Consider the following 26,381-nt stretch of genomic DNA (forward strand, 5'->3'; position numbering starts at 1 on the left):
GGAGAAATGTGGGGGAACCGGCCGAAAGTGCCAGTCCCCGCGTTCGGCTGCATCGGAGCTCCCGGTCGCTCAGTGCTGCAGCAGGAGCTGCACCATCATCATGGTCATGAAGGCCAGGGTGAGGGTGGTCGCGGCCGCACTCGTCGACAGGTGCTCGAAGGAATCGGGGACGAGCTCCGAGAACACCATCCAGATCATGGCGCCGGCCGCGATGCCCATGCCGACCGGCAGGAAGGGCTGGAAGGCCGTCACGAAGAGGAAGGCCGGGATCGCCATGAGCGGCTGGGGCAGACTCGACACGATGCTCCAGCCCGCGGCCTTCCACACCGAGGTCCCACGCGGGATCAGCACCAGGCTGATGGCCAGACCCTCGGGGATGTTGTGCACGGCGATCGCCACCGTGATCAACAGTCCGAGTTCCGAGCTCCCCCCGAACGAGACGCCAACGCCGATGCCCTCGGCGAAGGAATGGGCCGTCATCACGCCCAGGATCAACAGCGCCTTGCGTGCATCGGCTCCGCTGAGGTCGGCCACGTCGGGGGAGTCGCGGCGTTCGATCCAGCGATCGGCGAGGACGACCAGGATCAGTCCGAGCGCCATGCCCGCCAGGACCAGCCACGCGTTCCGCTGCTCGCCCTCGGAGACCAGACCGTGACTCGCCGACATCATCAGTCCGCCGGCCACGGCGCTGAACAACCCGAGCCAGCGTCGCGAGAAGTCCTGTGTGAAGGCGAAGGGCACCGCACCCAGCCCCGTGGCGAGCGCGGTGATCAGCGCTGCCACGAAGATCGTCGTCAGAGTGACCTCGAAGTCCACGGGGCACCGGCGGGAAGGATGGAACGAGCGTTCGACGCGTCCCAGGATGCGCCCTCGGTCCGGTCGCGCCCTTCGGGATCGACCCGCCGCGGGCGTTCCGGCTCCGCCCCATGCCGCGGCGGTACCCTGCTCGCCGTGGAGACCGTCAGCGACCGGTGGTGGCCACCCGACGCTCGAGTGCCCCGCTCGCCGCCCAGTCGAGAACGCCCTTGACGACCTTCTCGGCGTCGCGCTGACGGAGCTTCACGTCGCGCAGCGCCCAGGCGTGGGCGGCGTGCGCCAGGTTGCGGATCTCGACGAGCACCGCGAGGTCCGTCGGAGCGTGGCGGAGGACGTAGTAGTCGTAGCCACGAGCGCGCGCACCGGCTCCGAAGGCGGGCAGCACGTCACGCGCGAAGTCGCGCGAGACCCGGTCGCGCCGAGCGTGGAACACGGTGACCGCTTCGGGCGATCGGGGGCTGTTGTCGGCGTGCAGGCTGATCAGCAGCGTACGGTTCGAGCCGGCCGTCGCGGCCAGCTCGCGGATCGTGCGGACACGGTTGCGGAGGCCGTGGTTTCCCCCGCGTGGCCACGACGACGCGGAGTTGCGCCGGTTGATCCGTGCGCTGTTGTACACCTCGTTCTGTTCGTTCACGAAGGTGGCCGTGGCGGGGTCGTTCGAGCGCAGGAGGTGGTTCGGGCTCAACAACGAGAGGTGGACGTCGGCGCCGTGCAGGCGGAGCAGCACGGCCACCCGCAACGAGATGTCGTAGACGTACTCGTCCTCCACGACGTGCACCGTGCGGCTGTCGTCGATCCGCGTGGGAACGATCGTGCCGGGGTCCCGTCCCCCGTGACCCGGATCGAGGATCACGGTCAGGCCCTCGAGCGAACGACTCGACCGGCCGAGCGTCTCGATCCGCGCGTCGAAGGAATCCCACAGTCGGCGCGCCTGCTGGTAGGTGGCGCGCGGACCGTGCGCCGAGCCCTCGCGGTGGTGACGGCTGCGCTGCGCGCCGGCCCGCGGCTCGGAGTACAGGTACGGTCCGTTGTCCGCCGCGATCACCGGCACGGCGCGACTCCGGGGCACGAGATCGTTCCAGGGGATCTCGGCCGGGGACAGCAGACCCAGCCCCGTGTCGTCGTCGCCGAGCAGAGGGCGCACGCGCAGACGCTGGCCCGGATGGATGACCGAGCTGCGCAGGGTGTTGGCGGAGCGCAGTTCGCGCAGACTCATCTGGTGGAGCTGGGCGATCTCGCCCAGCGTGTCGCCACGCCGCACGACATGGGTGGCCCAGCGCGGCGCCTGCGAGCCGGACTCTCGGATCTTCAGCTCCTGACCCGGGTGGATGCGGTCGCCACGGAGACCGTTCAGTGTCCTGAGCTCGGCCAGGCTCATGCCGTAGGCGCGCGCGATCTCCCAGAGGGCATCACCGCGCTCGACCACGTGCACGCTCGTCGCCACCGAACGCAGACGCAGCTTCTGGCCGGGATGGATCCGTTCGCCTACGACCCCGTTGAGGTCGCGGAGTATCGAGACGGACACACCGTAGCGGCGCGCGATACCGATCAGGGTGTCGCCACGACGGACCACGTGCACGGCTTCGTCCGCTCGCGAGGGCTGGAGGTTCAGTCGCTGACCGGGGTGGATCCGGCTTCCCGGCAGAGCGTTGATCCGGCGCAGGAAGGACACCGACACGCCGTGACGCTCGGCGATCCCGCTCAGTGTGTCGCCGCGGCGCACGACGTGGATCTCACCACCCCGTCGCGGAATCCGGAGTTCCTGTCCGGGGAGGATCCGACTGCCACGCAGGTCGTTCCAATGGCGGAGGTCGGACACCGACACCCTGTGACGCTGCGCGATCCAGCTCAGGTTCTCGCCCGACCTCACCCGGTGGACGACGACATCGGGGTCTTCCTGCGCCAGGAGTTCCGGCGCCGTCAGACAGAGCATGGCGATGCCGAGGAGGGCACGGACGAGGTGTCCGTGGACGTTGGGACCTGGCGACACGACGGCACGCGCGGGCATTCGAGTCCTCACGGGCTCGAGGGCGGCGGGGTGCGGGTCGGCTTCCAGGGGTGGGCGCGGGGACGCCCGGCGGCATTATGCGAAGGGTGGCGCCGGTTGTAAAGCAGCGGATCACGCTGTCGACGGGGCGGAGGCAGGCCTGGCCGACGCCGGGTGCGCAGCCCTACGATGGGGATGCCGTCCGGACGGGCGGTGATTCCCCGGACCAGGAGGCCGTTTTGAGCTCGCAGATCCGCACCGAGGCCTGGGAACTGCTCGAGAGCGCCGTCGTGGCACATCGGAGCGAGCCGGTGGGTTCGGTCGCCGCCCGGGACGACCAGCCGGAAACGATCAATTATCACCATGTGTTCACCAGGGATTTCGCCGTCTGTGCGCTTGCACATCTGCTCCGCGGCGAGTCGGACATCGTACGCAACTTCCTCGACCTGCTCGTCGATCTCCAGAACACCGAGAAGCAGATGGACTGCTTCGAGCCCGGCGAGGGCCTCATGCCGGCGAGCTTCGACGTCACGACCGAGGACGGGCTCGAGGTGATCCGGCCCGACTTCGGGCAGAGCGCGATCGGGCGGGTCGCGCCGGTCGACTCGGGTTTCTGGTGGCTGCTGGTGGCCAACGCCTACGTGCGGTCGACGGGTGACCGCTCGTTGATCGAGACCGACGGATTCCAACGGGCGATCCGCTACGTCCTCGATCTGGCCCTGACGCAGCGCTACGAGATGTCGCCCACCCTTCTCGTGCCCGACGGCTCGTTCATGATCGACCGCCGCATGGGTGTGTACGGTCACCCCGTCGACGTGCAGAGCCTCTTCCACGCCGCCGTACGCGCCGCCGGTGAACTCCTCGTTCCCGATCAGCAGGGCTCGACCTACCGTGACGCCGCCGACGCCCGGGCCCGCCACCTGGCCTACCACCTGCGGACCTACTACTGGCTGGACCTGCGCCGGATCAACGAGATCCACCGCTACGGCCTCGACGAATTCGGGGCGACCGCGGTGAACAAGTTCAACATCCACCCCGATACCATTCCCGACTGGCTGTTCGACTGGATTCCCCGCGAGGGCGGATATTTCGCCGGCAACCTCGGACCGGGCCGGATCGACTTCCGGGTCTTCGGTCAGGGCAACCTGTTGGCGGTGGTCACCGGGCTGGCCACCGAAGAGCAGGGTCAGGCCATTCTCGACCTCTGGGAGGCCCGCTGGGACGACCTGGTGGGCGAGATGCCGCTGAAGATCTGCTTCCCGGCGGTGGAAGGTCGCGACTGGCGGATCCTCACCGGCTCCGATCCGAAGAACACCCCGTGGTCGTACCACAACGCCGGGAGCTGGCCGGTGCTCATCTGGCTGCTGGCCGCCGCAGCCCTGCGCGGTGGACGCCGGGCCCTGGCCGAGCGGGCCGTCGAGCTCGCCGAGCAGCGGCTGGCGTCCGACCGTTGGCCCGAGTACTACGACGGCCGCCGCGGCCGTTTCGTGGGGCGCCGTGCCCGCCACCTCCAGACGTGGTCGGCGGGGGGGTACCTGGTCGCTCGTCAGTTGCTCGACGCCCCCGACGGACTCGACCTCCTGGACTTCGACCGCGAGGTGGGCGAGAGCTCGTGCGAGCCGGACGAGGGTTGAGGGAGCGACCCCCGTCGCACGAGCGCGGTCGAGCGACATCCGGGTTTTCCCCCCGAGCTCTCATGGACGGCCCCATCGTCGGCCTCCGGTGTACGGGTCTACCGTGATCGACGAACAGGATTCGTTCCGATCGATCACGGTGAGGCCCGTGTCATGAGCAAGAACGTATTCGTCGTCGGGCTCGACGATTTCAATCGCAGTAAGCTCGAGGCGGTCCGCGACCGTGAGTCCTTCGAGTACCACGAGCTGCTGCCGCTGAACGCCGTACAGGGCGTGGACCGGTTTCCGGTCGGCGACTGGTTGGCCGACGCCAGGGCCAGACTGGACGGCTTCCCGCGTAGCATCGACGCGATCATCGGCTTCTGGGACTTCCCGGTGAGTCTCATGGTGCCGATTCTGGAAACCGAGTACGACACGCCCGGATGCCCCCTGGAGGCCGTGGTCCGCTGCGAGCACAAGTACTGGAGCCGCCTGAACCAGCAAGAGGTCGCGCCCGACGCGGTCCCGAGCTTCCAGGCTCTCGATCCCTTCGACGACGACGTCGTCGACCGCGTGGAGCTCGCGTACCCGTTCTGGATCAAGCCGGTCAAGGCCTTCGCTTCGCAGCTCGGCTTCCGTGTGGACGACCAGGAAGACCTGAGACGAGCCATCGAGAAGATCCGCCGCGGCATCGGGCGATTCGCCGAACCCTTCGACGAGATCCTGGGTCACGTAGACCTTCCCGACGAGGTCGCCCACGTCACCGCGTCCTGGTGCGTCGCCGAGGAGATCCTGACCGGGACCCAACACACCATCGAGGGCTATGTCCACGACGGAGAGGTCCATGTCCACGGTGTGATCGACTCCTTGAACTATCCGGACTCGCATTCGTTCTTCCGGTACCAGTATCCCTCGCGGCTTCCACGCAGTGTGCAGGAGCGGGCCGGAAAGCTCGTCCGCACCGTTCTCCACCGTGTCGGCTTCGAGGAGTCGCCGTTCAACATCGAGATCTTCCACGACGAGGACAGCGACCGAATGTCGTTGCTCGAGATGAACACCAGGATCTCCCAGTCGCACAGTGACCTCTTCGAGAAGGTCGACGGATTCTCGAACCACGACGTCCTGGTCCATCTGGCCACGGGCGAGGCCCCGGAACCGATGGCCCGTGAGGGTGAGTTCGCCTGTGCATCCAAGTGCCAGTTGCGCGCCTTCGCGGGCGACACGATCACACGGGTTCCCGACGAAGACGACATTGCGCGTGTCCGGGAAGAGCTGCCGGGCACGATCGTCGTCGTTCAGTGTCATGAAGGCCAGCGGCTGGAGGACCTTCGGGATCAGGACTCCTACAGCTACCGACTGGCGGTCGTGTACCTCGGTGCCGACAGCGAGGACGAGCTGCTCCGTCGCTGGGACCGATGTCGCGAACTGCTCGACTTCGAGGTCGACGACCAACGGGTGTGATGGACGTGTCTGCGAGACGGAGGATCGATACCGAACTGCCGCACGCGGTGCGGTGTGAGGAGACCGTCTGGATCACGATGTCCGACGGCATCCGGTTGGCGGCCCGCCTGTGGATTCCGGTGGGTGCGGAGGAGGATCCGGTTCCTGCGATCCTCGAGTACATTCCGTACCGAAGACGCGACCGCACCCGTGTACGCGACAGCATGAACCACGCCTGGACGGCGGGGCACGGCTACGCGTGCCTGCGGGTCGACATGCGGGGGAGCGGTGACTCGGAAGGCTTGCTCACCGACGAATACCTGCAGCAGGAGCTCGACGACGGCGTCGAGGTGATCCGATGGATCGCCGATCAACCCTGGTGCGACGGCACGGTCGGCATGGTCGGGATCTCCTGGGGAGGATTCAACGGTCTGCAGATCGCGGCCCTGCAGCCCCCCGAGTTGAAGGCCGTGATCAGCGTGTGTTCGACCGACGACCGTTACGCGGACGATGTCCACTACATGGGGGGATGCCTCCTCGGCGACAACCTCTCGTGGGCGTCGATCATGTTCCATCGCAACTCCATGCCGCCCGATCCGGCGGTCGTGGGGGAAGACTGGCGCGACCTGTGGTACCGGCGCCTCGACGGCTCGGGACTCTGGCTCGAGACCTGGTTGCGGCACCAGAGACGTGATCACTACTGGAAGCACGGCTCCGTGTGCGAGGACCCGGCGCGGATCCGATGTCCGGTGCTCGCCGTGAGTGGGTGGGCCGACGGCTACTCGAATGCGGTGTTCCGTCTGGTGGAGAGCCTCGATGCCCCGGCCCACGGCCTGATCGGCCCGTGGAGTCATCGATATCCTCACGACGGCGTGCCCGGTCCGGCGATCGGATTCCTGCAGGAATCCCTGCGGTGGTGGGACCACTGGCTCAAGGGCGAGGATCGAGGTCTCGACGACGAACCACGTCTCCGAGCCTGGATGCAGGACAGCGTCTCGCCGAGTGCGCACTACGAGGAGCGCCCGGGGCGTTGGGTGGCCGAGCCGGGATGGCCTTCACCGCGCATCGAAGAGCGGACCTGGAAGCTCTCTCCACTCCGCCTCGAATCGGCCGACGCAGACGTCCCCGAGACGCAGTTCTACGTCTGTTCGCCGCTCCGTCTCGGTCTGTACGCGGGCAAGTGGTGCAGTTATGCCGGCCCCCCGGACCTTCCCGGCGACCAGCGGGAGGAGGACGGCGGCGCCCTGGTCTTCGACAGCGAACCGCTCGACGAGGCCGTCGAGATCCTGGGTGCGCCCACGGTCGAACTCGAGCTGAGTGCCGATCGCCCGGTGGCCATGGTGGCCGTACGTCTGTCGGACGTACGGTCCGACCACCGCGCCAATCGTGTCACCTATGGCCTGCTCAATCTGACCCATCGCGATGGTCACGAGCACCCCGAGCCGCTGGAGCCGGGGCGGCGCTACCGCGTCCGGGTCGACATGAACCACGTCGCCCACACGTTTCCCGTCGGACACCGGCTGCGCCTTGCGGTGTCGACCTCGTACTGGCCGCTCGCGTGGACACCTCCGGCCGTCGCCGAACTCACCGTGACGGGTGGCCGGAGCACCATGACACTTCCGGTCCGCCCCCCTCGCACCGAGGACGCCGAGCTCCGTGCCTTCGAGCCACCGGCGACGGCGCCGGGCACACCGACACGGCGCATCCATCCCCGGCAGCACGGCTGGACGGTGCACCGTGACCTGGCGACCGATCGCGCGACGCTCGAAGTGCTCAAGGACGAGGGCCTGGTACGCCTCGAGGACATCGAGCTGGATTTCGAGGAGAGCTCGCGCGAGTGGTACACGGTCGAGGACGACCGGGCCGACACGGCGCGGGGGGAGGCCGATTGGCGGTACCGTTTGCGGCGCGACGGCTGGGAGGTCAGGGCCCGCACCCGGACGGTGCTCACCTCCGACGCCGAGTTCTTCCATCTGCACGCCCAGCTCGATGCCTGGGAGGGCGAACGTCGGGTCTACTCCCGGAACTGGACCCGCCGGATTCCGCGGGACCTCGTGTGAGGCCGGCCGGCTCGGAGACACCGGGGCACGCGCCCGGCCCGCCTCCGGACGAAGTCTTCCGTCGGGAGGCGGGCGAGGGGCGCTCCTGACTACTTCAGGAGGACGGTGCGGAGGGTCTCGTTCCGATCCGGGGTGACCATACGCACGAGGTAGACGCCACTGGCGACGGTCCGACCGGCGTCGTCGGTCCCGTTCCACCGCACTTCCACCGGTCCGGCGGGGCGGGTCCCGAGACCGAAGTCACGCACGAGGCGTCCGGACACGTCGTACACCCGCAGCTCGACGGCCGATGCACGGTCGAGGGAGAAGCGGAAGGTCGTCTGCGGATTGAAGGGGTTCGGGGCCGCGCTCAGCGGGCGACGGGTCGTGGCGGCCACGTCGCCGGGGTTCGCGTCGCCGGAGAGACGGCCCGCCGGGAGATCCACGGTTTCCGAGGCCACGCCCACGACCTGTGCGATGCCGTCGGTGGCCACTTCCGGTAGGCGGCCTCCGGCGGAGCCGGCCTGCAGGCGGAGCTGCGCGGGGAAGGTGTCGAGCGGACGCACTCGGATCGTTGCCAGGCGCAGGGCGTCGGCACCCTTCGGGGCCCGCAGCAGACGAGGCAGACCGACGGTCAGGTTCCCGTCGCGCCCGATGTCGATCGCGCCGTCGGGGAGCCGGACCTCGACGAGGTCGAGGTTGTCCGAGGTCAAGAGCCGGGCGTCGAAGCCACGGACCCCCCTCCGGGCCACCGGTCCACGGAGTTCGAGGTACGCGGTGATCTCGCCGTTCGCGTCCGCGACGACCTCGCCGCTCCGGGAGGGGACGACGACGGCCAGTTCGCCGGCCATCGGAGCGTTGCGCGCGACGGCCGGAGCCGGGCAACTGGTGGCATAACCCTCGGCCAGGCGCCCCACGTCGGACAGGTTGACGACACCGTCCCAGACGAAGTCGCTACGGAAGTCGTAGTCGCCGTCGAAGTCCGCGGCGAACTCGCCCAGGTCGACGAGGTCGACGGTACCGTCGCCGTTGATGTCGGCGCTGTTCACGCGGACCTCCAGGCCGGAGCCGGCGGCGATGTAGGCGACGGTCGACAGGTCGGGGTCGTCGAGGTCGAGTCGCAGGAGCTCTCCGGGCAGGCTGGAGCCCCGGCCGAAGAGTGCTCCGGAGATGGTGGTGTTCCCGTCGGCGTCGGTGTCGGCGTCGGCGATCAGACGGTTGCCGTCACACTGCGACCATCCGCCCTGGGTCGAGCGCACGCCGATCTTCTCGGCCGGGTAGCCGACCAGGGGCTCACCGCGCTCGTTCGTCAACCGGACCTCGATGGTCGCGTCGATCGTCGTCGCGGCTTCCCCGGGCACCCCACTCCAGACTTCGGCTTCGCTCAGTGGGCGTCCGGATCCGTCGGGGACCGAGAACAGAGCCACGGTCGACGGGGCCGACCAGCGGACCACGGCGTTCACCCGACGCTCGATGCCGACGTTCATCTCCACGGGAACCACCACGCTCGGTGTGGCGGGATCGTTGCTCGAGACGATCAGCTCGCAGTCGTAGGTTCCGCTGGCGAGCCCGGCGGCGTCCAGGGTGACCGTGACCGTGGAAGTCGTTCCGGCCGCCGTCACGCCCGTCGTCGGGTCGGCGGCCAGCCAGCCGCAGGGAGCGCGCGAGGGATCGCGATCGACGATTTCCCACTCGAGATCGGCCGCGTCCACACCGGCGAGGTTCGCGATCCCGATCTCGGCCGAGGCACTTTCGTTCTCGGCCAGGTAGTAGGTCGGGTCGGGAGCCGTGACCTCGATCTGCGCCGGCACGATCGAACCCGCGGCCACCATCTCCGGCCGGTAGGTCGCCATGAGCTGATCGGCGCGGTCGGACTGACCGGGGGTGAAGCGCACCATGCACGCGTCGTCGCTGTAGTCCATGAAGTTGTCGATCGGATCCAGGCCGGGACTCGCACAGGTGTCGCGTCCGGTGGGGCAACCGAAGGCGGGGCTGGCCTCGGCGGGTGTGTCGGCGACCTCGTCGCCGTCCCCGCAGCCACCCTGGAAGGTGTGGTACAGACCCACGAAGTGACCGACCTCGTGCGTTCCGGTGTCCCCGAGATCGTAGGGCGCCGCGCTACCGCCGGGGAGCGACGAGTACAGGCAGACCACACCGTGCAGCGGACTGTCCTCCGGATAGGAGAACGGAAGGGTGGCGTACCCCAGGATTCCGCCTCCGATGTTGCACACGTAGAAGTTCAGCGTGGTCAAGGGATCGACGGCCAGCGCGTTCTTCATCTGGACCTCGGTCGAGGACCCGGGCTGGTGCGTGGACCACGCCGTGTTGTTCACGCGATTGATGCTGTCGAGTTCGAACTGGAAGTTCGTGGTCGAGAACCCACCGTTGAGCACCGCGAGCTGGTCCTGGATCTGCTGGTCGGTGACGTCCCACTCCCCGTTGTCGCCTCGCACCACGTGGAAGGCCACGGGAATGGTCACGATCGACTTGGCCGGAGAAGGGTCGCCGTTGACCTCCATCCAACGACGGACTTCTTCGCTCACCTGTCGCTGCTGGACGAAGTCGACGTCGGCCGTGGCGCAGCGCGGACCCTGCGTGTAGCCGCCCCCGGGCGTGCGATAGGTGACGTGATGGTCGACGTCGGCCCTCGCGGGCGCGGCGAAGACCAGGAACAGGGCGAGAACGGGCACGATGCGCCGCATGGGGACAGCTCCTCGGGGGTGATGTGGCGAGAGGGTGGCGAAGACGCCGGTGCAGTGCGGGCGAAAAGCCGGACGAAGGCACGGACGATCGACCCACGAGCGGACACGAGTTCTGCGACAGTACCAGCCGACGTGCGGGTCCGGCAAGGACGGCGCGGAGGTCTCAGTTCGCGTGCAGGGTCTGGATCGTGACGAGGAAGACGCCGGCCACGCCCAGGAGCAGTCCGGCGAGTCGTCGGCGCGTGGTGGGTTCGTGCAGGACGAGAACGGCCAACAGGAAGGTCCACAGCGTGGCCGTCTGGTTCAAGGCGGCCGCGATCGAGGCGGGCGCGTACTTCATCCCACCGATCCAGAAGAGCAGTGAGACGTAGGTGCCCATGATCGCGCCGGCGATCATCACGGGCCACACCGCGCGGTTGCGCAGCGCGGGCAGGGTGGCGCGCTGGTCCTTCGAGGCGAGCATGATCAGCGCGCCCACGGCCAGTCCACCGAGCAAACGCCACCAGGTCGCCCACACCACCGGGCTCTCCTCGAGCAGGGGCTTGACCATGACGATCGAAACCCCCTGCGTGGTGGTCCCGGCGAGGCCGAAGAGGATCCCGCTGGCCCGGTGGGGCACGCGGGCCCTGGCGCCACGATCGCGCACCCAGCCCACGGCCAGGACCGCGGTGACGATCAGGAGAGCTCCGAGCGACTGCAGGAGCGTGAGGCGTTCGTCGAGGAAGATCACGCTGAGCACGATGATCACGGGGCTGTAGCTCGTGTTCACGATCGCCTGCAGGCCGGCGCCGACCCGGTTCAGACACATGAAGAAGAAGGTGTCGGACAGCCCGATCCCGATCGCGCCACTGGCCACGAGCAACCACACGTCACCGGAACTCGCACCGATCGCGGGCGTGCTCCCCAGTACGAAGAGCGTGATCGTGAACAGGACCAGCGCCAGTGAGTTCTTGAACAGGTTGAGCGCGACCGGCGGGACCGATTGGCCGGAGACACGGAAGAGGATGATCGCGATCGACCAGCAGATCGGCGCGGCCAACGCGAAGAGCTGGCCCATGAGGGGGTTGGCGGCGGACTCGGGCACGGAGCTCCTCGGGTACTGGAAGACCCGAGGAGTCTAGGTGTTCCGGCCGGACGCGCAACGCCCGGCGGACGCCGTTCTACTGCATCTCGAGGGCCGGGCGCTCGCCGTCGCCGTCGCCGTCGACATGGAGGTGGACGATGACCGCGGCTGCTTCGGTCTGACGTGCCTCGTCCTCGGCGGCGCGCCGCTCGTGCCACGAATCGACGGTACCGTGGAGATGGACCACGCCGCCGTCGACCTCGACGTCGATCTGCCGAGCGTCGACACGGGTGCTCCACCACAGTTGATCCTCGACGGCCTCATGCAGCTTCTCGTCGTCGAAGGGCTCCTCGGGCGCGTTCCTCACCTGCAGGAGGTTGTCGACGTGGGCGATTCCCGGGATGCGGCCGACCACTCGCTCGGCGCGCGCGCGTTCCCGCATCGTGGTCACCCGTCCCATGAGATCGGCTCGCCCGTCGAGGACACGCACGCCGACGTCGTCGTCGTGCAACCAGGCGTCGTGTTCCACCGCGGTCTGCGCGGCCTGCCGCAGCGCATCGTCGTCGGGGACCTCGGGCGGGGTCACCTCGAGGAGATCGTGGATCGGTCCCGCTCCCGCGACGAGGCCGGCGTCCTCCACCGCCGCTTCTTCCTGCGCGATCGTGTCGACCTCGCCGCGGAGGGTCACGGCGCCGTTGTCGACCCGGATCTCGGGGAAGGGCGGTTGCAGGCGCGGGTCGAGCTCGTAGGCGTCCACGATCGCACTGCGGATCGCCTGGTCGCTGCGTTCGATCGGGGGCGTTCGCAGTTCGAGGTCCCGATCGACGTCGACCTCGAGGTCATCGGTCACCACGTCGTCGACTCCGAGGACCCAGGCGAGGGCCTTGGCCCGGCGGACCTCCTCGAGACTGCCGACGACACCCTCGAGACGGACCACCGCGGCCTCGACCTCGACCTCGACGAACCGCCGACTCAGTGCAGCATCGTCGTCCAGACGGGTCCGGACGTCCGCGGCGATGTCGGCGTCGCTGCGCTCCGCGTCGGTCTCGACCGCGATCGCGTTCACGACGGTCCGCACACCGTTCACGGTACGGGCCAGGTCCACGGCGTGGACCCGTTCGGCGTTCGAATCGACCGTCCCACGGAGCGTCACGACTCCTTCGTCGGCCTCGACCACGATCGTGCCGAAGTCGGCGACCGGGTCGTCGAGCAGCAGCCCGGCCACGTGCTGGGCGATCACGGTGTCGTCGACGTCGGGAGGGCGGACCTCGATACGGTCGACCAGGCCGCGCACGCCGCGGACGCTCTCGGCGAGCCGCAGGGCCGCGTGATGGGCGTCCGCGCTCGACACGGTGCCCCTGAGCTCGGCGATGCCGTCACGGACGTCGACGTCGATCTCGCCCGCCGGGATCTGGTCGTTCACGATGAACTCGGTGTACAGAGCCTGTCGGATGGCGCCGTCGTCACGGGTCGACCCCGGCGTCGCCGAAGGTGCAGCCGCGGGAGCGAGCAGGGCCGCGAGCGCGATCCCGAACGAAGTCAGCGTGATGATGCGATGACGGAACATGACGACGGCCTCCTCGCCCGTCTGGGGTTCGGAGCCAAGGTGCCGTAGGCGACCCCCACCCCGCATGGGGAGGAGCCCGGCGGCGCGCCTCGGGGATCGCCGCCGGGCTGCGTGTCGATCGTCTCGTTCAGCCGTGGAGGACGGCGGCCAGCGGACGACGGCCCGGCATGTCCGCGGTCACCGTGTAGACCACGTCGGCGCCGCGGGCCCGGCCCAGCACCGCGGCCCGGTCGACGAGGTCCTCGTCGCCGGGGTACTGGCGCTCGTGCACCTCGACGACCTGCGTCTCGGGATCCATCCGTCCCCAGCGCTCGTCGTCGATCGCGACCATGAGCGTCCGCACCCTTCCCTCCGACACGGCGGCGAGGACTTCCTCCAGCTGGTCGGCGGTCAGGCCCGTACCCGCCAGGCGTGCATGCTCGGAGCGTGCGCGCTCGAAGGGTCCGTCGAGCGTGGCTTCGACGATCGGCCACGAGCGGTCGTGCAGCTCGACGGGGTTGTGGTCGTCGGGGCTGCCCGTGACCGTTCGCTCGACGATACGTTCGGCGAGACGACTGTTCCTCCGATAGACCGAGGTCACCGCATCGGTCCCCGCCAGCACGACGGGACCCGACTGCGAGGCGATCCTGTCCGAGACCGCGGCATCGACCTTCTGGAGGAACGACAGCAATTCCTCGGCACGGTCGTCGTCGCCCTTGCCGTGTCCGTGGAAGGTGAGTTGCCCGGGTCCTCCCTGCCGGTGGACGATGTGTCCCTGCAGGGACTCGTGTTCGACCTCGCGACCCAGGGCTTCCTCGAGACTCGACGGGATCTCGCCCTGTGGAAGGACCTCGACGGTGTCCCGGGTGCAGCCGAGGAGACGGACGTCGTTGCGACTCAGGGTGAGGACGAAGTACTCGGCGTTCCCCGTCAGACGGGGCAGCAAGGGTTTCACGTGGTAGCGCTCGTTCACCACACAGCGTTCGGTGAGTTCGTCGGGGACCTGGATCATCTCCATGCCGTCGGGGTCGAGGAAGACCGCCAGGCCACCGTTCTGACGGTTCCAGAAGTCCTGGTCGCCCACGAGATCGCGGGCCGGCCGGAGCATGGCTTCGAACGCACGGGGCAGACCGTCGTCCTCGCAGGCACGGATCTGCCGCTCGGCTTCGTCGACCAGGTTGCCGAAACGGATCGGGTCCTGTCGGACCTGATTGCCCGTACGGTGCGTCGGCATGAACAGCGAGACGCGCCAGCGACGGGGGGGCGCGTCGCGCAGTGCACGGATGAGATCTCGGCGAGTGTCGGGAGTCGGCATGTCGCGCCTCCGGGGTTCGTGTGCATCGACCGATGCTAGGGCCCGGACGACGTGGAACCACGGGGGGAAGACCCCCAGATCGACCCCGGTGAACTCCGGTCGCTGCGACGGGCGATCAGTCGGATCCGGCATCCAGTTCGCGATGGAGCCAGGCGCGGGCCTTGACCCAGTCGCGGCGAACCGTGCGGTCGGTCACGCCGAGCGCGGCGGCGGTCTCCGACTCGTTCATGCCGGCGAAGAACCGGCACTCGACCACGCGGGTCAGACGGGGGTCGAGGTCCGACAGCTTCTGCAGGGCGTCGTCGATCTCGACCACGAGGTCCGCCTGCGAATCGACGCCCAGATCCCCGGTGGCGAGCACCACGCGTTCCCGATCGCCCCCGCGCTTGCCCGATCCACGGCGTCGGGCGTGATCGACGAGAACCTGACGCATGGCCGTGGCGGCGACGGCGTAGAAGTGCACGCGGTCGTTCCATCCCGATTCCCGGCCGCGGGCCAGGCGGAGGAAGGCCTCGTGGACCAGCGCCGTCGTCTGCAGGGTGTGGCCGGTCGCCTGTCCGCGCAGGTGCCGCCGGGCGATGTGGCGGAGTTCGTCGTAGACGACCGGCATCAGGGCGTCGAGGGCGTCGGGATCTCCGCCCTGCAGGCGGTGCAGGAGGGACGTGACGTCGGGGGGCGGGGTTCGGCCGGTCATCGTTCGCCGTGTGTCGGGTCGAGGGAGCGGGCTGCCTCGACTCTCCCGGTCGCGCGGTAGTGATCACGGAGCACGGTGCGGACCCGGCCGGTGAACGCGAAGTCCTCGCCGCGCGCGGCACGCAGAATGTCGTAGCCCTCGGTCAACAGGGACTCGGCCGTGGCTTCACCCAGACGCAACAGGCACTCGCCCAGCAGTGCGGCCGAGGCTCCGGTCTCCCAGTGGTCGGCGGCGAGGGTCGCGCGGCGAGCGACCAGCGAGCGTTCGAGGAGGGGGCGGGCCTCCCGTGGTCGGTCGAGTTCCAGGAGCACGCGCCCGCGGTTCGCCAGGGCGCTCGCCAGCTCGGCGCTGTTCTCCCCGACGGTCGCGCCGGCGGTGCGAACGGCCGCGGCCGATTCGTCGTCGGCGCGTTCGAGGTCTCCGAGCGGGAGCAGCACGTTCACCAGTTCGTTCCGGGCCATGGCGACCTCGATGTGGTCGTCGCCGAAGACGCGGCGCCGGATGTCCAGGACCGCGGTCAGGCACGAATCGGCCCCGGCGTGGTCACCGCGAGCCGTGAGCACCGATGCCAGATTGTGCAGATTCGTGGCGACGGTTCGGTGGCCGTCCCCGTGGATCCGCCGGTTCAACGCGAGGACCTCGCGGTAGATCGGTTCCGCCACGTCGAGACGACCCTGGACCCGGAACAGTGTGGCCAGGTTGTTCAGGTTCATGGCCACGTCGGGGTGTTCCTCGCCCAGGATCCGGCGGCGGATCCGCAGGGCTTCGCGGAAGCATTCCTCCGACTCCTCGTAGTCTCCCCGTTGGCCCAGGAGCACGCCCAGGTTGTCGAGCGAGACCGCGTATTCCGGACTCATCCGTCCGGGGTCCGTCTCACGGATCGCCAACACCTGCCGGTAGATCGGTTCGGCCCGGTCGAAGTCGCCGTTCCACTTGATGGCCAGGCCCAGGTTCCCGAGTGCGGTCGCGGTCGCGGCGGCGGTGGGTCCCGAAGCCACGGTGTGCAGTTCGTAGGCCTCGCGCAGGTGACGCTCGGCCTCGTCGTAGTCGCCACGGTACGCCAGCGTGAGGCCCAGCTCGTTGAGCGAGCGGGCCAGCCCCACGGCATCGTCGGGATGGCGTCGCCGGATCGCCATGGCTTCGGTCTGCGCCTCGATCGCGCCGTCGAGGTCGTCGAGGGTCTGACGCACCGTCCCGAGCTGATCGAGGCTCTCGGCCAGGGGAATCGAGTGCCGACCCAGCGCCTGGCGGCGGAGTTCCGCTGCCTGCTCCAGGTGGTCCCGGGCCGAGGGATAGGCCCCGAGCTTCGTGTACAGTTGCCCGACCACGTGGTGCATCTCGCCCGCGACGGCAGGCTGGTCGATGAGCTCGGTCTCGATCCGTTCGGCACCGCGATCGAGGAGTTCCCGCGCGCTGATCTCTTCGCCCTGCGATTGCACCGGATCGTTGCTCTCGAACATGGACTGGACGAAGGCGGTCACCTCTTCGGCCTTGCGCTGTTCGGCGCGGGCGCGGTCACGTTCCTGCGCCAGACGCCAGGTGTGGAATCCGTTCAGGGAAGCGATCATCACGATCAGGAGGGCGGCCGCGGTCACGGCGCGACGGTGACGGCCGATGGCCTTCGCGGTCCGGTAGCGCCACGTGGCCGCGCGGGCCGACACGGGAAGCCCGGCGCGGTGGCGCTGCACGTCGTCGACGAGTCGCGAGACCGACCCGTAGCGCTCCGACGGTTCCCGGGCCAGGGCCCGGCCGACGATGTTGTCCAGGTCTCCGCGCAGGCGGCGCCGTGTGTCCCCGCCGACGCGCCGGCTGGGCGCGACGATCTCGGCGCCGAGGACACGGGCGGTGATCTCGTGCGTCGGACCGTCCAGGTCGAAGGGGTGCTCGTCGGTGAGCAGCTCGTAGAGGAGGACCCCCAGGGCCCACACGTCGGTGGCGGTGGTGATCGCACCGCCGGTCAGCTGCTCGGGAGCTGCACACGACGGCGTCGCCGGACCCAGGCGGGTGTGGGTGAGGCGGCCGTCGGGCGAGGTCTCGTCGACGAGGCTCGCCACGCCGAAGTCCAGCAGCCGTACCCGACCGTCGTGGTCGACGAGGATGTTCGAGGGCTTGAGGTCGCGGTGGACGACCAGATTGCGGTGGGCGGTGTCGACCGCCTCGGCCACGTCCACGAACAGATCGAGGCGCCGGTCGAGACCGGCGCCGCTGGTCCGGCAGTGGTCGTCGATGGGCTCGCCCTCGACGTACTCCATCGCGAGGTAGGGCAGGCCGTCCTCGGTCAGACCGCCGTCGATCAGTCGCGCGATGGCGGGAGACTCGAGGCGGGCGAGGATCTGGCGTTCGCGTCCGAAGCGATCGACGAGCTGGGGCGTGGCCAGTTCCCAGCGCAGGACCTTGAGCGCCGCGCGCTGTTCGAACCCACCCTCGACCCGCTCGGCCAGGAAGACGCGGCCCATACCGCCGGCCCCGACGTCGTCGACCAGACGCCACGGACCGACGCGCCGGCCGAGGGCGGCGCCGGTGTCGGGAGGTCCTGTGGCCTCGACGGCGATCGCGCCCGCGACCTCCTCGAGCGGGCGATCCAGCACACCCGGGCGGTCGGCCGCCTCGAGCAGCGCCTCGACCTCGGCGCGGAGCCCGGCGTCGCCCGCGCAGGCGCGGTCGAGGAAGGGCGCGCGCGCGTCGGGGGGCAGTTCGTGGGCCTCGTCGAAGATCGCTTCGACCCGTGCCCAGTCGTTCGGCATCGAGGGTTCGCTCATGGGTCGAGTATATCGCAATCGCTCCGGAGATCCCACGGGACGTCCGTGTCACGAACCGGTGGGTGGGTGTAGGATAGCCGGTGCACTCCAAGGAATCGCCCTTCGATCCCGGAAAGGCCTCCCATGCGTGAACCCATCGATCTGACCGTCACCCACGGAACCTGGGAGGGCTCCGAGATCCTCCACCCCGGCCCGGGCGTGCCCGAGCGTATCGAGGCCGAAGGGCGCTCGGTGTGTACACCGGTTCTCGGCGGGAACGGAACGGCCTCGGAGTACGTGCACCGACGCGCGGGAGAGATCGCGCTCGAGGGCCACATCGTGGTCATCCCCTCGTCCCGCGACGAGGAGGACGTGTCCATGCACTGGATGTCGGCCGTGTCGAAGACCGTGGTGTTCCGGGGACGGTTCCGCGACGGCGTGCTCGACGTCCGCGCCGACGTCGACGGCCGCTTCCAGCGGATCGAGCAGGACTATTCCGAGCCGGACGTGATGAAGACCCGGACCTTCGTCGGGACCGACCCCAAGGACCTTCCCCTCGCCTTCGAGGCCACCTATCGTCGCCAGCCGGACCCGCGGATCGGCGCCTTCGTCTGGCACGACCTCACCGTGGACGACGCACCGGCCCTGCGCGACTTCTACGCCGCGGTGGTGGGGTGGAAGTCCGAGCCCGTGAGCATGGGCGACTACGACGACTTCGGCCTCGTCGCGGCGAGCGGTGAGCAGGTGGCCGGCGTGTGCCACGCGCGTGGCGAGAACGCGGAGGTGCCGCCCGTGTGGATGTCCTACGTGCGGGTGGCCGACCTCGAAGCCAGCCTGCGGCGAGCCGCCGAACTCGGGGGGCGCGTGGTCGTCACCACGCGGACGCATGGCAGGGATCGCTACGCCGTCGTCGCCGACCCGGTCGGGGCGGTCCTCACGTTGTACCAGCAGGACTGAGTCTCGGCTCCCCGGCGTGGTGGGCCGTCCCCGGGATCCGCCCGCCGTGGTTCGACCTTCAGTCGCGATCGAGCGAGCGCAGCAGCCGGTCGAGGGCGTTGGCGAAGTCCTGTTTCGCCCGGGCGTCCAACGGCGGCGGTCCTCCCGTGGCGAGGCCGTCCTCGCGCAGTTCCTTCATCAGGTTCCGGACGGCCAGACGCTCGCCGATGCTCGCTTCGTCGTAGATCTCGCCGCGGGGGTCGAGCGCGATCCCGCCCCTCTTCACGACCGCGTCGGCCAGCGGGATGTCGGCGGTCACCACGAGATCCCCGGAGCGCATGGACCGGACGATGTGCCCGTCGGCGACGTCGGCCCCCGGGTTCACCTGTTGCAGGCGCACGTAGCGCGACGACGGCACCCGCAGGCGCTTGTTGGCCACCAGCACCAACGGGTGGTGCGTCCGCTCGGCGGCCCGGAACAGGATGTCGCGGATCGCTCCGGGCAGGGCGTCGGCGTCGGCCCAGATCGTGAACTCACTCGCGGCCACGGAGCTTCGCCAACAGCCGGAGCATCTCGAGGTACAACCAGATCAACGTGACCATGAGCCCGAAGGCGCCGTACCACTCCAGGAACTTCGGGGCACCGCGCTCGGCCCCGGTCTCGATGAAGTCGAAGTCGAGCACGAGATTCAGCGCGGCGATCACCACGACGAACAGGCTGAAGCCGATCCCGATGATCCCGCTCTCGTGGATGAAGGGGATCGAGGTGCCGAAGAAGCCGAGCACGAAGGACACCATGTAGATCACGAAGATGCCGCCCGTGGCGGCGGCGACGCCGAGCTTGAAGTTCTCGGTGGCCCGGATCAAGCCCGAACGGTAGGCGAGCAGCAGGCAGAGTGCGGTTCCGAACGTGAGCCCGACGGCCTGGATCACGATGCCGGGGAACTGTGCTTCGAAGATCGCCGAGATCCCACCCAGTGCCAGCCCCTGGAAGAGAGCGTAGGCCGGCGCGGTGTACATGGCCCAGTGCTTCTTGAACACCGTGGCCAGTGCGGTCACCAGTCCGCCGATGATCCCGCCGATCATCCAGGGCTGCACCTGCGGCAGGGTGCGCGCGATCGATTCCTGGGAGGAGGCGTCGAACTTCGACCACGTGAAGTTCGCCGTGAGCAGCACCAGTGCCAGCAGGAGGAAGGACTTGTTGACCGTTCCGGAGATCGTCATCCGTTCGTCGGCCGCGGACGCGGGCACGTCGAAGGTGCGATCGCCGAGGACGGGATTGCCGGAACGGAGAGCGGTGCTGGCCACGGTCGGGACCTCCTGGACTCGATTCGGGGGAAGAGATCCGAAGATAGTGCAAGTACGGCGGGGCTGCCGTTGCCCTTGCCGCCGTCCGCCTTCCGGTGCAGCTTGGCCCCACCCCCCGGAGGAGACCTCGGAGTCGTGAGCGACGAACTCGATCGCCTGCGGGCGGAGATCGATCGTGTCGACGGTGGCCTGATCGAGATCCTGGCCGACAGGGCCAGGCTGACCGAACGGGTCGGCGAGACCAAGCGAGAACTCGGCCTGCCCCTCTATGTCCCCGAGCGCGAGGCCGCTCTCTTCGGCGAGCGTCGCCGACGTGCCCGTGAACGGGGGTTGGATCCCGATCTGGTGGAGGACCTCCTCCGGCGCATGATCCGGGATTCGTACTCCGCGCAGGAGAACCGATTCCCGGCCACCGGTGACCCGGAGCGGCCGGTGGTGGTGGTGGGGGGTGCCGGTGCCCTGGGCCGCTGCCTCGGGGGTCTCTTCCGCCGTTCCGGCTACACCGTCCGTGACCTCGAGAAGGGAGACTGGTCCCGGGCGTCGGAAGTCTGTGACGGTGCGCAGCTCGTCCTGGTGAGTGTCCCCATCGATCGGACGGTCGGAGTCGTCGGCGATCTCCCGCCGCTGCCGGGCGACTGCGTGCTGGCCGACGTGACGAGCGTCAAGAGCGAGCCCCTGCGCGCGATGCTGGACGCGCATGCCGGACCGGTGGTCGGCCTCCACCCCATGTTCGGTCCCGACGTGCGGAGTCTCGCGAAGCAGGTGGTGGTGGTCTGCGAGGGCCGGTCTTCCGATCGGTGCCGCTGGTTGCTCGACCAGTTCGTGCTCTGGGGGGCGGCCCTGCGCGAGGAGACGCCGGCGGGTCACGACCGGGCGATGGCCACGGTGCAGGCCATGCGGCACTTCACGACGCTCGTCTACGGGGCCTTCCTCGAGGAGATCGACGCCGACCTCGACGAACTCCTGCGGCTGAGCTCACCCATCTACCGCCTGGAACTCGGAATGGTCGGGCGACTCTTCGCCCAGAACCCCGAGTTGTACACCGACATCATGCTCTCGTCGGCCGAGCTCCCCGAGCTGGCCGCGACCTACCGGCAGGTCTTCGACGAGGTGAGCGCCGATCTCGAGGACGAGCGTCGGGAGAGGGTGATCGAACGCTTCGAGGGGGTGCAGCGTCATTTCGGGGAGCGGGCCGAGCGCCTCTTCCACGAGTGCGGTGACCTGCTGCGCAAGGCCCACGACGCGAGGGATCCCTCCACCGGATGAACGAAGGGCCCGGTGCGGACGCACCGGGCCCCGATCTCGCTCGGAACCGGGGGGTCGATCAGTGTTCGATCGGCTGCCTGGTGACGCCCCGGGCGAGGTCTCGGTTCATCAGGGCGATGAAGTCCACGCTGATGCCCTTCGGGCAGGCGGCTTCGCACTCGCCGTGGTTCGTGCAGTGGCCGAAACCTTCGTCGTCCATCTGCGTGACCATTTCCTGGCCGCGCTGAAGACGTTCGGGTTGGCCCTGGGGCAGCATCCCCAGGTGTGCGACCTTGGCCGCGGTGAACAGGCTGGCCGACGCGTTGGGGCAGGCCGCCACGCAGGCTCCACAGCCGATGCAGGTGGCGGCGTCGAAGGCGCGGTCGGCCACCGGCTTCTGGATCGGGATCGCGTTGGCGTCGACGACGCCACCGGTGTTCACCGACACGTAGCCCCCGGCCTCGATGATGCGATCGAAGGACGAGCGGTCGACCATGAGGTCCCGGACCACGGGGAACGCCGATGCCCGCCACGGCTCGATCCAGAGTTCGTCGCCGTCGGAGAACGAGCGCATGTGGAGTTGGCACGTGGTCGTCATCTTCTTCGGCCCGTGCGGCGATCCGTTGATCACCATGCCACAGGTTCCGCAGATTCCCTCGCGGCAGTCGTGGTCGAAGGTGACCGGTTCCTCGCCCCGCTCCTGCAGGTCCTCGTTGAGGACGTCGAGCATCTCGAGGAAGGACATGTCGGGCGAGACGTCGTCGAGCTGGTAGTCGTGGAACTTCCCGGGTGCTCCGGGGCCGTCCTGACGCCAGATGTGCAACTTCAGCTTCATCACTTGTAGCTCCGGGTTGCGAGTTCGACGTTCTCGAATTCCAGCCATTCCTTGTGCAGCGTTGGCGTCTCGCTCACGCCCTGGAACTCCCAGGCGGAGACGTAGGCGTAGTCGTCGTCGTTGCGCTTGGCCTCGCCGTCGTCGGTCTGGTGCTCCTCGCGGAAGTGACCGCCGCAGCTCTCCTCGCGGTCCAGGGCGTCCAGGCACATGAGCTCGCCGAACTCCATGAAGTCGGCCACGCGGCCGGCTTTCTCCAGCGACTGGTTCACCGTCTCGCCCTTGCCCAGGACCTTGACGTCGCGCCAGAACTCCTCGCGGAGCTCGGGGATGCGTTGCAGGGCCCACTCCAGGCCCTCCTTGTTGCGGGCCATGCCGCACTTGTCCCACATGATCTGGCCCAGCTCCTTGTGGAAGCTGTCGACCGTCCGCGAACCGTTCACGTCGAGCAGCTGCTGGTTCCGTTCGGCGACCTGACGCTCGGTCTCTGCGAATTCCGGCGCGTCGGTGTCGACGGGCTCGCGCGGTACCCCGGCCAGGTAGTCGCCGATCGTGTAGGGGATCACGAAGTAACCGTCGGCCAGGCCCTGCATGAGAGCACTCGCGCCGAGACGGTTGGCGCCGTGGTCGCTGAAGTTCGCTTCACCCAGGGCGTACAGGCCGGGGATCGTGGTCATGAGGTTGTAGTCCACCCACAGGCCGCCCATGGTGTAGTGCACGGCCGGGTAGATGCGCATCGGGACCTCGTAGGGGTTCTCGTCGGTGATGCGCTGGTACATGTCGAAGAGGTTTCCGTAGCGCTCTTCGATCGCCTTGCGGCCCAGGCGATCGATGGAGTCGCGGAAATCGAGGTAGACGCCGTAGCCCGTCGCCCCGACCCCCCGGCCCTCGTCGCAGACCTCCTTGGCGCTGCGCGAGGCGATGTCACGCGGACTGAGGTTTCCGAAGCTGGGATACTTGCGCTCGAGGTAGTAGTCGCGCTCGTCCTCGGGGATCTCGTTCGGGTGGCGTGTGTCGCCGACCTTCTTCGGCACCCAGACACGGCCGTCGTTGCGCAGGGACTCGCTCATGAGGGTGAGCTTGCTCTGGTACTCGCCACTGACCGGGATGCAGGTCGGATGGATCTGCGTGAAACAGGGGTTCGCGAAGGCCGCCCCCTTCTTGTAGGCGCGATAGGCCGCCGTGACGTTGCAGTTCATGGCGTTCGTCGACAGGAAGTAGACGTTGCCGTAGCCGCCGGTGGCCAGGATCACCGCGTGCGCGGCGTGCGATTCGATCTTCCCGCTGATCAGGTCGCGGGTGACGATGCCGCGGGCCTGTCCGTCGACCATCACGAGATCCAGCATCTCGTGGCGCGGATACATCTTCACCTTGCCCGCCGACACCTGCTTCTGCAGGGCCTGGTAGGCACCCAGCAGCAGCTGCTGACCCGTCTGGCCGCGAGCGTAGAAGGTGCGAGAGACCTGCGCCCCGCCGAACGAGCGATTGGCCAGCAAGCCGCCGTACTCCCGGGCGAAGGGCACGCCCTGGGCCACGCATTGGTCGATGATGTTCACGCTGACCTGGGCGAGACGGTAGACGTTCGCCTCGCGCGAACGGAAGTCCCCGCCCTTGATGGTGTCGTAGAACAGGCGCCAGATGCTGTCGCCGTCGTTCTGGTAGTTCTTCGCAGCGTTGATTCCGCCCTGGGCCGCGATCGAGTGCGCCCGCCGGGCGGAGTCCTGGTAACAGAAGGCCTTCACGTCGTAGCCCAGCTCGCTGAGCGTGGCCGCGGCGCTGGCACCGGCCAGGCCAGTGCCGACCACGATCACCTCGTACTTCCGCTTGTTCGCGGGGTTCACCAGCTTCACGTCGAAGCGATGCTTGTCCCACTTGTCGGCGAGGGGGCCTTCGGGGGTGCGTGCGTTCAGTTCCATGCCTCGACCTCCTGGGACTTGTTCGCGAGCTCGGCGGACTCGGACGCAGGCGCCTCGACGGTCTGCGGATCACCGGTCTCGGTGCGCTCGACGGCTCCGGTCAGCACGGCCACCGGGAACGAGATGTTCGCGACGGCGATCACCACGGCCAGGCCCACGGCCAGGCGCTTGCGCCAGTGGTTGTAGCGCGGGTGGTTGGCGCCGAGGGTCTGCAGCATGCTCCACACGCCGTGGTAGAGGTGCATGCCCAGGGCGACCATGGCGATCGCGTAGAAGGCGGCCACCCACCAGACCCCGAAGCCCTGGGTGACGTTCATGTGCACCTCGCCGTACTGGAAGTCCATCCCGGGCGAGATGGTCCCGGTGGTGAAGTGCAGGATGTGGAAGACGATGAACACGGCGAGGAGGATCCCGCCCCAGATCATCGTGCGCGAGGCGATGGTCGACTCCTGGTAGGCCGACTTCGCGTAGCCCTGGGGCCGGGCGCGATTGCTCAGCGACTTGAGGCTGATGGCCGACCAGATGTGGAGGATCACCGCCAGCAGGAGGATCCCCCGGACCAGCCACAGGAACTGGTACTCGCCGAAGAACGGCTCGCCGAAGGAGCGGAGCGCGTGGCCGTAGTGGTCCAGCGCGTAGTCTCCGTGGTGGGGCTCCATGTAGAGCTTGAGGTTGCCGATCATGTGTCCCAGCACGAAGCCGACCAGCAGGATTCCCGTGACGGCCATCACGATCTTCTTGCCAATGGTGGTGCTGTAGAGCGTCAGAACGCGGCGCATGTTCACTCCCGCTCGAGACGTAGGGGTCCGTTCGATGCTCCGGGGGCTGCTCCGGGGGGCTGCCCGGGGGACGGAGGGGGCCGGACGGGTCCGTCCGCGCACCGAGCCGTCCAACTATCTAATGAAGTTGCACGGACTTGCCCTCTCCGGGAGCGGCCGACCGCGCAGCGTTCCACCGAACTTCCATGATGTCAACAACTTGTGTCGTCACCTGCCGCCGGTACGCCGAGGGGGCCGGGGCGTGACAGAGCCGTCGGCGCGTGGTTTGCTCGCCACGACGAACGGTCGACCCGTCCGCACCACTCCAGCCGGGATCTCCGTCCCATGACTCGGATCCGTCCCGCGTTCCTGCTGGCCCTCGCCGTCCTCGCGGCCTGCGCGTCACCGCCGCGCGGGACCGTCGCGCCGGCTCCGCAGCCCGATCCCGTGTCCGCCACGGGGAGCGCGCCCCGCGACGTTCCAGAGTTCGGCCGGGTGGTGGTCGAGAGTGCCCGGACATTCCTGGGCGCACCCTACCGTTACGGCGGCGACGACACGGGCGGGATCGACTGCTCGGGCCTGGTCGTCCGCTCCTTCGGAGCCGCCGGGGTCTCCATGCCCCGCACCGCCGCCGCGCAGGCCGCGGCCGGCTACCACGTCGGTCGCCCCGACCTGCGAGCCGGCGACCTCGTGCTCTTCGCCGGATCCGGAGGGAGCGTCGGGCACGTCGGGATCTGGATCGGCGGCGGCCGATTCATCCACGCCAGTTCGAGCCGCGGCGTCGTCGTCGAACAGCTGGCCACGCGCTGGTTCGCCGACCGGTTCGTCGGCGGCCGACGCGTTCTGCGGCGCTGACTCGCGAGACGCTGCGTCCCCGAGGCCCGATTCGCGCTTCGCGAGACCGGACCCGGGACCGATCGGACGTCTGCGGTGTCCGACCGTTCCCCGTGCTTCCCGAGGGCGGCGTCGAAGCCGATGGGCACGGCCTCTGCTGTTCCGGGGTGAGTCTCGCCCCGGGAGGACCCGACCCATGGAAGCCATGTTCCGCCGCCTGCGCAGTCTGGTGATCGACGACCGGACCGGCTTCAGCGTCGTGGAAATGCTGATCGTCTTCACGATCGTGGGGATCGCGATGATCCCGATGGCAGCGATCCAGTTCTCGTCGCGTCGCGAAGTGGCGCAGGCCGACCGGATGTCGCGGGCGACCGAACTCGCGGTTTCGCAGCTCGAGTTGATCAAGCTCGATGGCTTCGCCGCCGCCGTGCCGGAGACACTGGTGGTCGACGACTACACGGTGGTCACGACCGCCGTTCCGGACAGTACCAACCCCTTCCTGCGCGAAGTCGCCGTGCGGGTGGAGTGGCCGGCTCCCGGCGGGACACGCGACGTGACCATGGCCGCCATGCAGTCGGCCATGCGTTGAGAGGAGTCGAG

20 protein-coding genes are annotated in these 26,381 nt (G+C 68.7%); 7 read left to right on the plus strand and 13 right to left on the minus strand.

What is annotated here, in order from left to right; all coding sequences use genetic code 11:
* Positions 1-69 precede the first annotated feature (69 nt).
* Both VKA86_17340 and VKA86_17345 read right to left on the minus strand, forming a co-directional pair.
* The gene (locus tag VKA86_17340) at positions 70-816 is read right to left on the minus strand and encodes a ZIP family metal transporter (GenBank protein HKK72968.1); all 747 of its coding nucleotides are present in this window, start codon (positions 814-816) and stop codon (positions 70-72) included.
* 145 nt (positions 817-961) lie between these two features.
* Positions 962-2,824: a LysM peptidoglycan-binding domain-containing protein gene (locus tag VKA86_17345; protein ID HKK72969.1), complete on the minus strand. Its 1,863-nt coding sequence runs from the start codon at positions 2,822-2,824 to the stop codon at positions 962-964.
* Between the two features lie 218 nt (positions 2,825-3,042).
* Here VKA86_17345 and VKA86_17350 point away from each other — a divergent pair, with 218 nt between their 5' ends.
* From VKA86_17350 to VKA86_17360, 3 genes are all read left to right on the plus strand, one after another.
* Entirely contained in the window at positions 3,043-4,437 is a 1,395-nt protein-coding gene (locus tag VKA86_17350; protein HKK72970.1) for a glycoside hydrolase 100 family protein, read from the plus strand.
* Positions 4,438-4,590: 153 nt separating this feature from the next.
* Positions 4,591-5,877, plus strand: coding sequence for an ATP-grasp domain-containing protein (locus tag VKA86_17355; GenBank protein HKK72971.1), 1,287 nt, complete (start codon positions 4,591-4,593; stop codon positions 5,875-5,877).
* Positions 5,877-7,916 carry a CocE/NonD family hydrolase gene (locus VKA86_17360; protein HKK72972.1) on the plus strand — a complete coding sequence of 680 codons (2,040 nt, stop codon included), beginning with the start codon at positions 5,877-5,879 and terminating at the stop codon, positions 7,914-7,916. The genes VKA86_17355 and VKA86_17360 overlap by 1 nt, the downstream gene beginning before the upstream one ends.
* An 89-nt stretch (positions 7,917-8,005) precedes the next feature.
* On the opposite strand, the gene VKA86_17365 is transcribed toward VKA86_17360, so the two are convergent.
* The 6 genes from VKA86_17365 to VKA86_17390 form a co-directional block, all read right to left on the minus strand.
* Positions 8,006-10,597 carry a M43 family zinc metalloprotease gene (locus VKA86_17365; GenBank protein HKK72973.1) on the minus strand — a complete coding sequence of 864 codons (2,592 nt, stop codon included), beginning with the start codon at positions 10,595-10,597 and terminating at the stop codon, positions 8,006-8,008.
* A 163-nt stretch (positions 10,598-10,760) separates the two neighbouring features.
* Positions 10,761-11,681 (minus strand): DMT family transporter, encoded by a 921-nt coding sequence (locus VKA86_17370; protein ID HKK72974.1) that lies wholly within the window; start codon positions 11,679-11,681, stop codon positions 10,761-10,763.
* A 76-nt stretch (positions 11,682-11,757) separates the two neighbouring features.
* Positions 11,758-13,227, minus strand: coding sequence for a BON domain-containing protein (locus tag VKA86_17375; protein ID HKK72975.1), 1,470 nt, complete (start codon positions 13,225-13,227; stop codon positions 11,758-11,760).
* A 127-nt stretch (positions 13,228-13,354) separates the two neighbouring features.
* Entirely contained in the window at positions 13,355-14,521 is a 1,167-nt protein-coding gene (locus VKA86_17380) for a hypothetical protein (protein HKK72976.1), read from the minus strand.
* 115 nt (positions 14,522-14,636) lie between these two features.
* Positions 14,637-15,215: a sigma-70 family RNA polymerase sigma factor gene (locus VKA86_17385; protein ID HKK72977.1), complete on the minus strand. Its 579-nt coding sequence runs from the start codon at positions 15,213-15,215 to the stop codon at positions 14,637-14,639.
* Positions 15,212-17,974, minus strand: coding sequence for a serine/threonine-protein kinase (locus VKA86_17390; GenBank protein HKK72978.1), 2,763 nt, complete (start codon positions 17,972-17,974; stop codon positions 15,212-15,214). The genes VKA86_17385 and VKA86_17390 overlap by 4 nt, the downstream gene beginning before the upstream one ends.
* A 123-nt stretch (positions 17,975-18,097) precedes the next feature.
* Here VKA86_17390 and VKA86_17395 point away from each other — a divergent pair, with 123 nt between their 5' ends.
* Entirely contained in the window at positions 18,098-18,910 is an 813-nt protein-coding gene (locus tag VKA86_17395) for a VOC family protein (GenBank protein ID HKK72979.1), read from the plus strand.
* A 58-nt stretch (positions 18,911-18,968) separates the two neighbouring features.
* Here the strand turns inward: VKA86_17395 and VKA86_17400 are convergent, their stop codons facing one another.
* Together VKA86_17400 and VKA86_17405 are read right to left on the minus strand one after the other, a co-directional pair.
* Entirely contained in the window at positions 18,969-19,436 is a 468-nt protein-coding gene (locus VKA86_17400; protein ID HKK72980.1) for a YaiI/YqxD family protein, read from the minus strand.
* The gene (locus VKA86_17405; protein ID HKK72981.1) at positions 19,423-20,139 is read right to left on the minus strand and encodes a Bax inhibitor-1/YccA family protein; all 717 of its coding nucleotides are present in this window, start codon (positions 20,137-20,139) and stop codon (positions 19,423-19,425) included. The genes VKA86_17400 and VKA86_17405 overlap by 14 nt, the downstream gene beginning before the upstream one ends.
* A gap of 192 nt (positions 20,140-20,331) precedes the next feature.
* Here VKA86_17405 and tyrA point away from each other — a divergent pair, with 192 nt between their 5' ends.
* On the plus strand, positions 20,332-21,462 hold the full coding sequence (gene tyrA / locus VKA86_17410) for a bifunctional chorismate mutase/prephenate dehydrogenase (GenBank protein HKK72982.1): 1,131 nt from the start codon (positions 20,332-20,334) through the stop codon (positions 21,460-21,462).
* A gap of 58 nt (positions 21,463-21,520) precedes the next feature.
* Here tyrA and VKA86_17415 read toward each other — a convergent pair whose 3' ends face one another.
* The 3 genes from VKA86_17415 to VKA86_17425 are packed head-to-tail and all read right to left on the minus strand — an operon-like array spanning position 21,521 to position 24,968.
* Positions 21,521-22,276, minus strand: coding sequence for a succinate dehydrogenase/fumarate reductase iron-sulfur subunit (locus tag VKA86_17415; protein ID HKK72983.1), 756 nt, complete (start codon positions 22,274-22,276; stop codon positions 21,521-21,523).
* A complete protein-coding gene (locus VKA86_17420) occupies positions 22,276-24,189 on the minus strand; it encodes a fumarate reductase/succinate dehydrogenase flavoprotein subunit (protein ID HKK72984.1) in 1,914 nt (637 codons plus the stop codon). Before VKA86_17420 ends, VKA86_17415 begins: the two co-directional genes overlap by 1 nt.
* Entirely contained in the window at positions 24,180-24,968 is a 789-nt protein-coding gene (locus VKA86_17425; GenBank protein ID HKK72985.1) for a succinate dehydrogenase cytochrome b subunit, read from the minus strand. The genes VKA86_17420 and VKA86_17425 overlap by 10 nt, the downstream gene beginning before the upstream one ends.
* 324 nt (positions 24,969-25,292) lie before the next feature.
* Between VKA86_17425 and VKA86_17430 the strand changes: the two genes are divergently transcribed.
* Together VKA86_17430 and VKA86_17435 are read left to right on the plus strand one after the other, a co-directional pair.
* Positions 25,293-25,802: a C40 family peptidase gene (locus tag VKA86_17430; protein ID HKK72986.1), complete on the plus strand. Its 510-nt coding sequence runs from the start codon at positions 25,293-25,295 to the stop codon at positions 25,800-25,802.
* 175 nt (positions 25,803-25,977) lie between these two features.
* Entirely contained in the window at positions 25,978-26,370 is a 393-nt protein-coding gene (locus VKA86_17435; GenBank protein HKK72987.1) for a type II secretion system protein, read from the plus strand.
* Positions 26,371-26,381 lie beyond the last annotated feature (11 nt).

Source organism: Candidatus Krumholzibacteriia bacterium, from assembly GCA_035268685.1.
Classification (GTDB): domain Bacteria; phylum Krumholzibacteriota; class Krumholzibacteriia; order JAJRXK01; family JAJRXK01; genus JAJRXK01.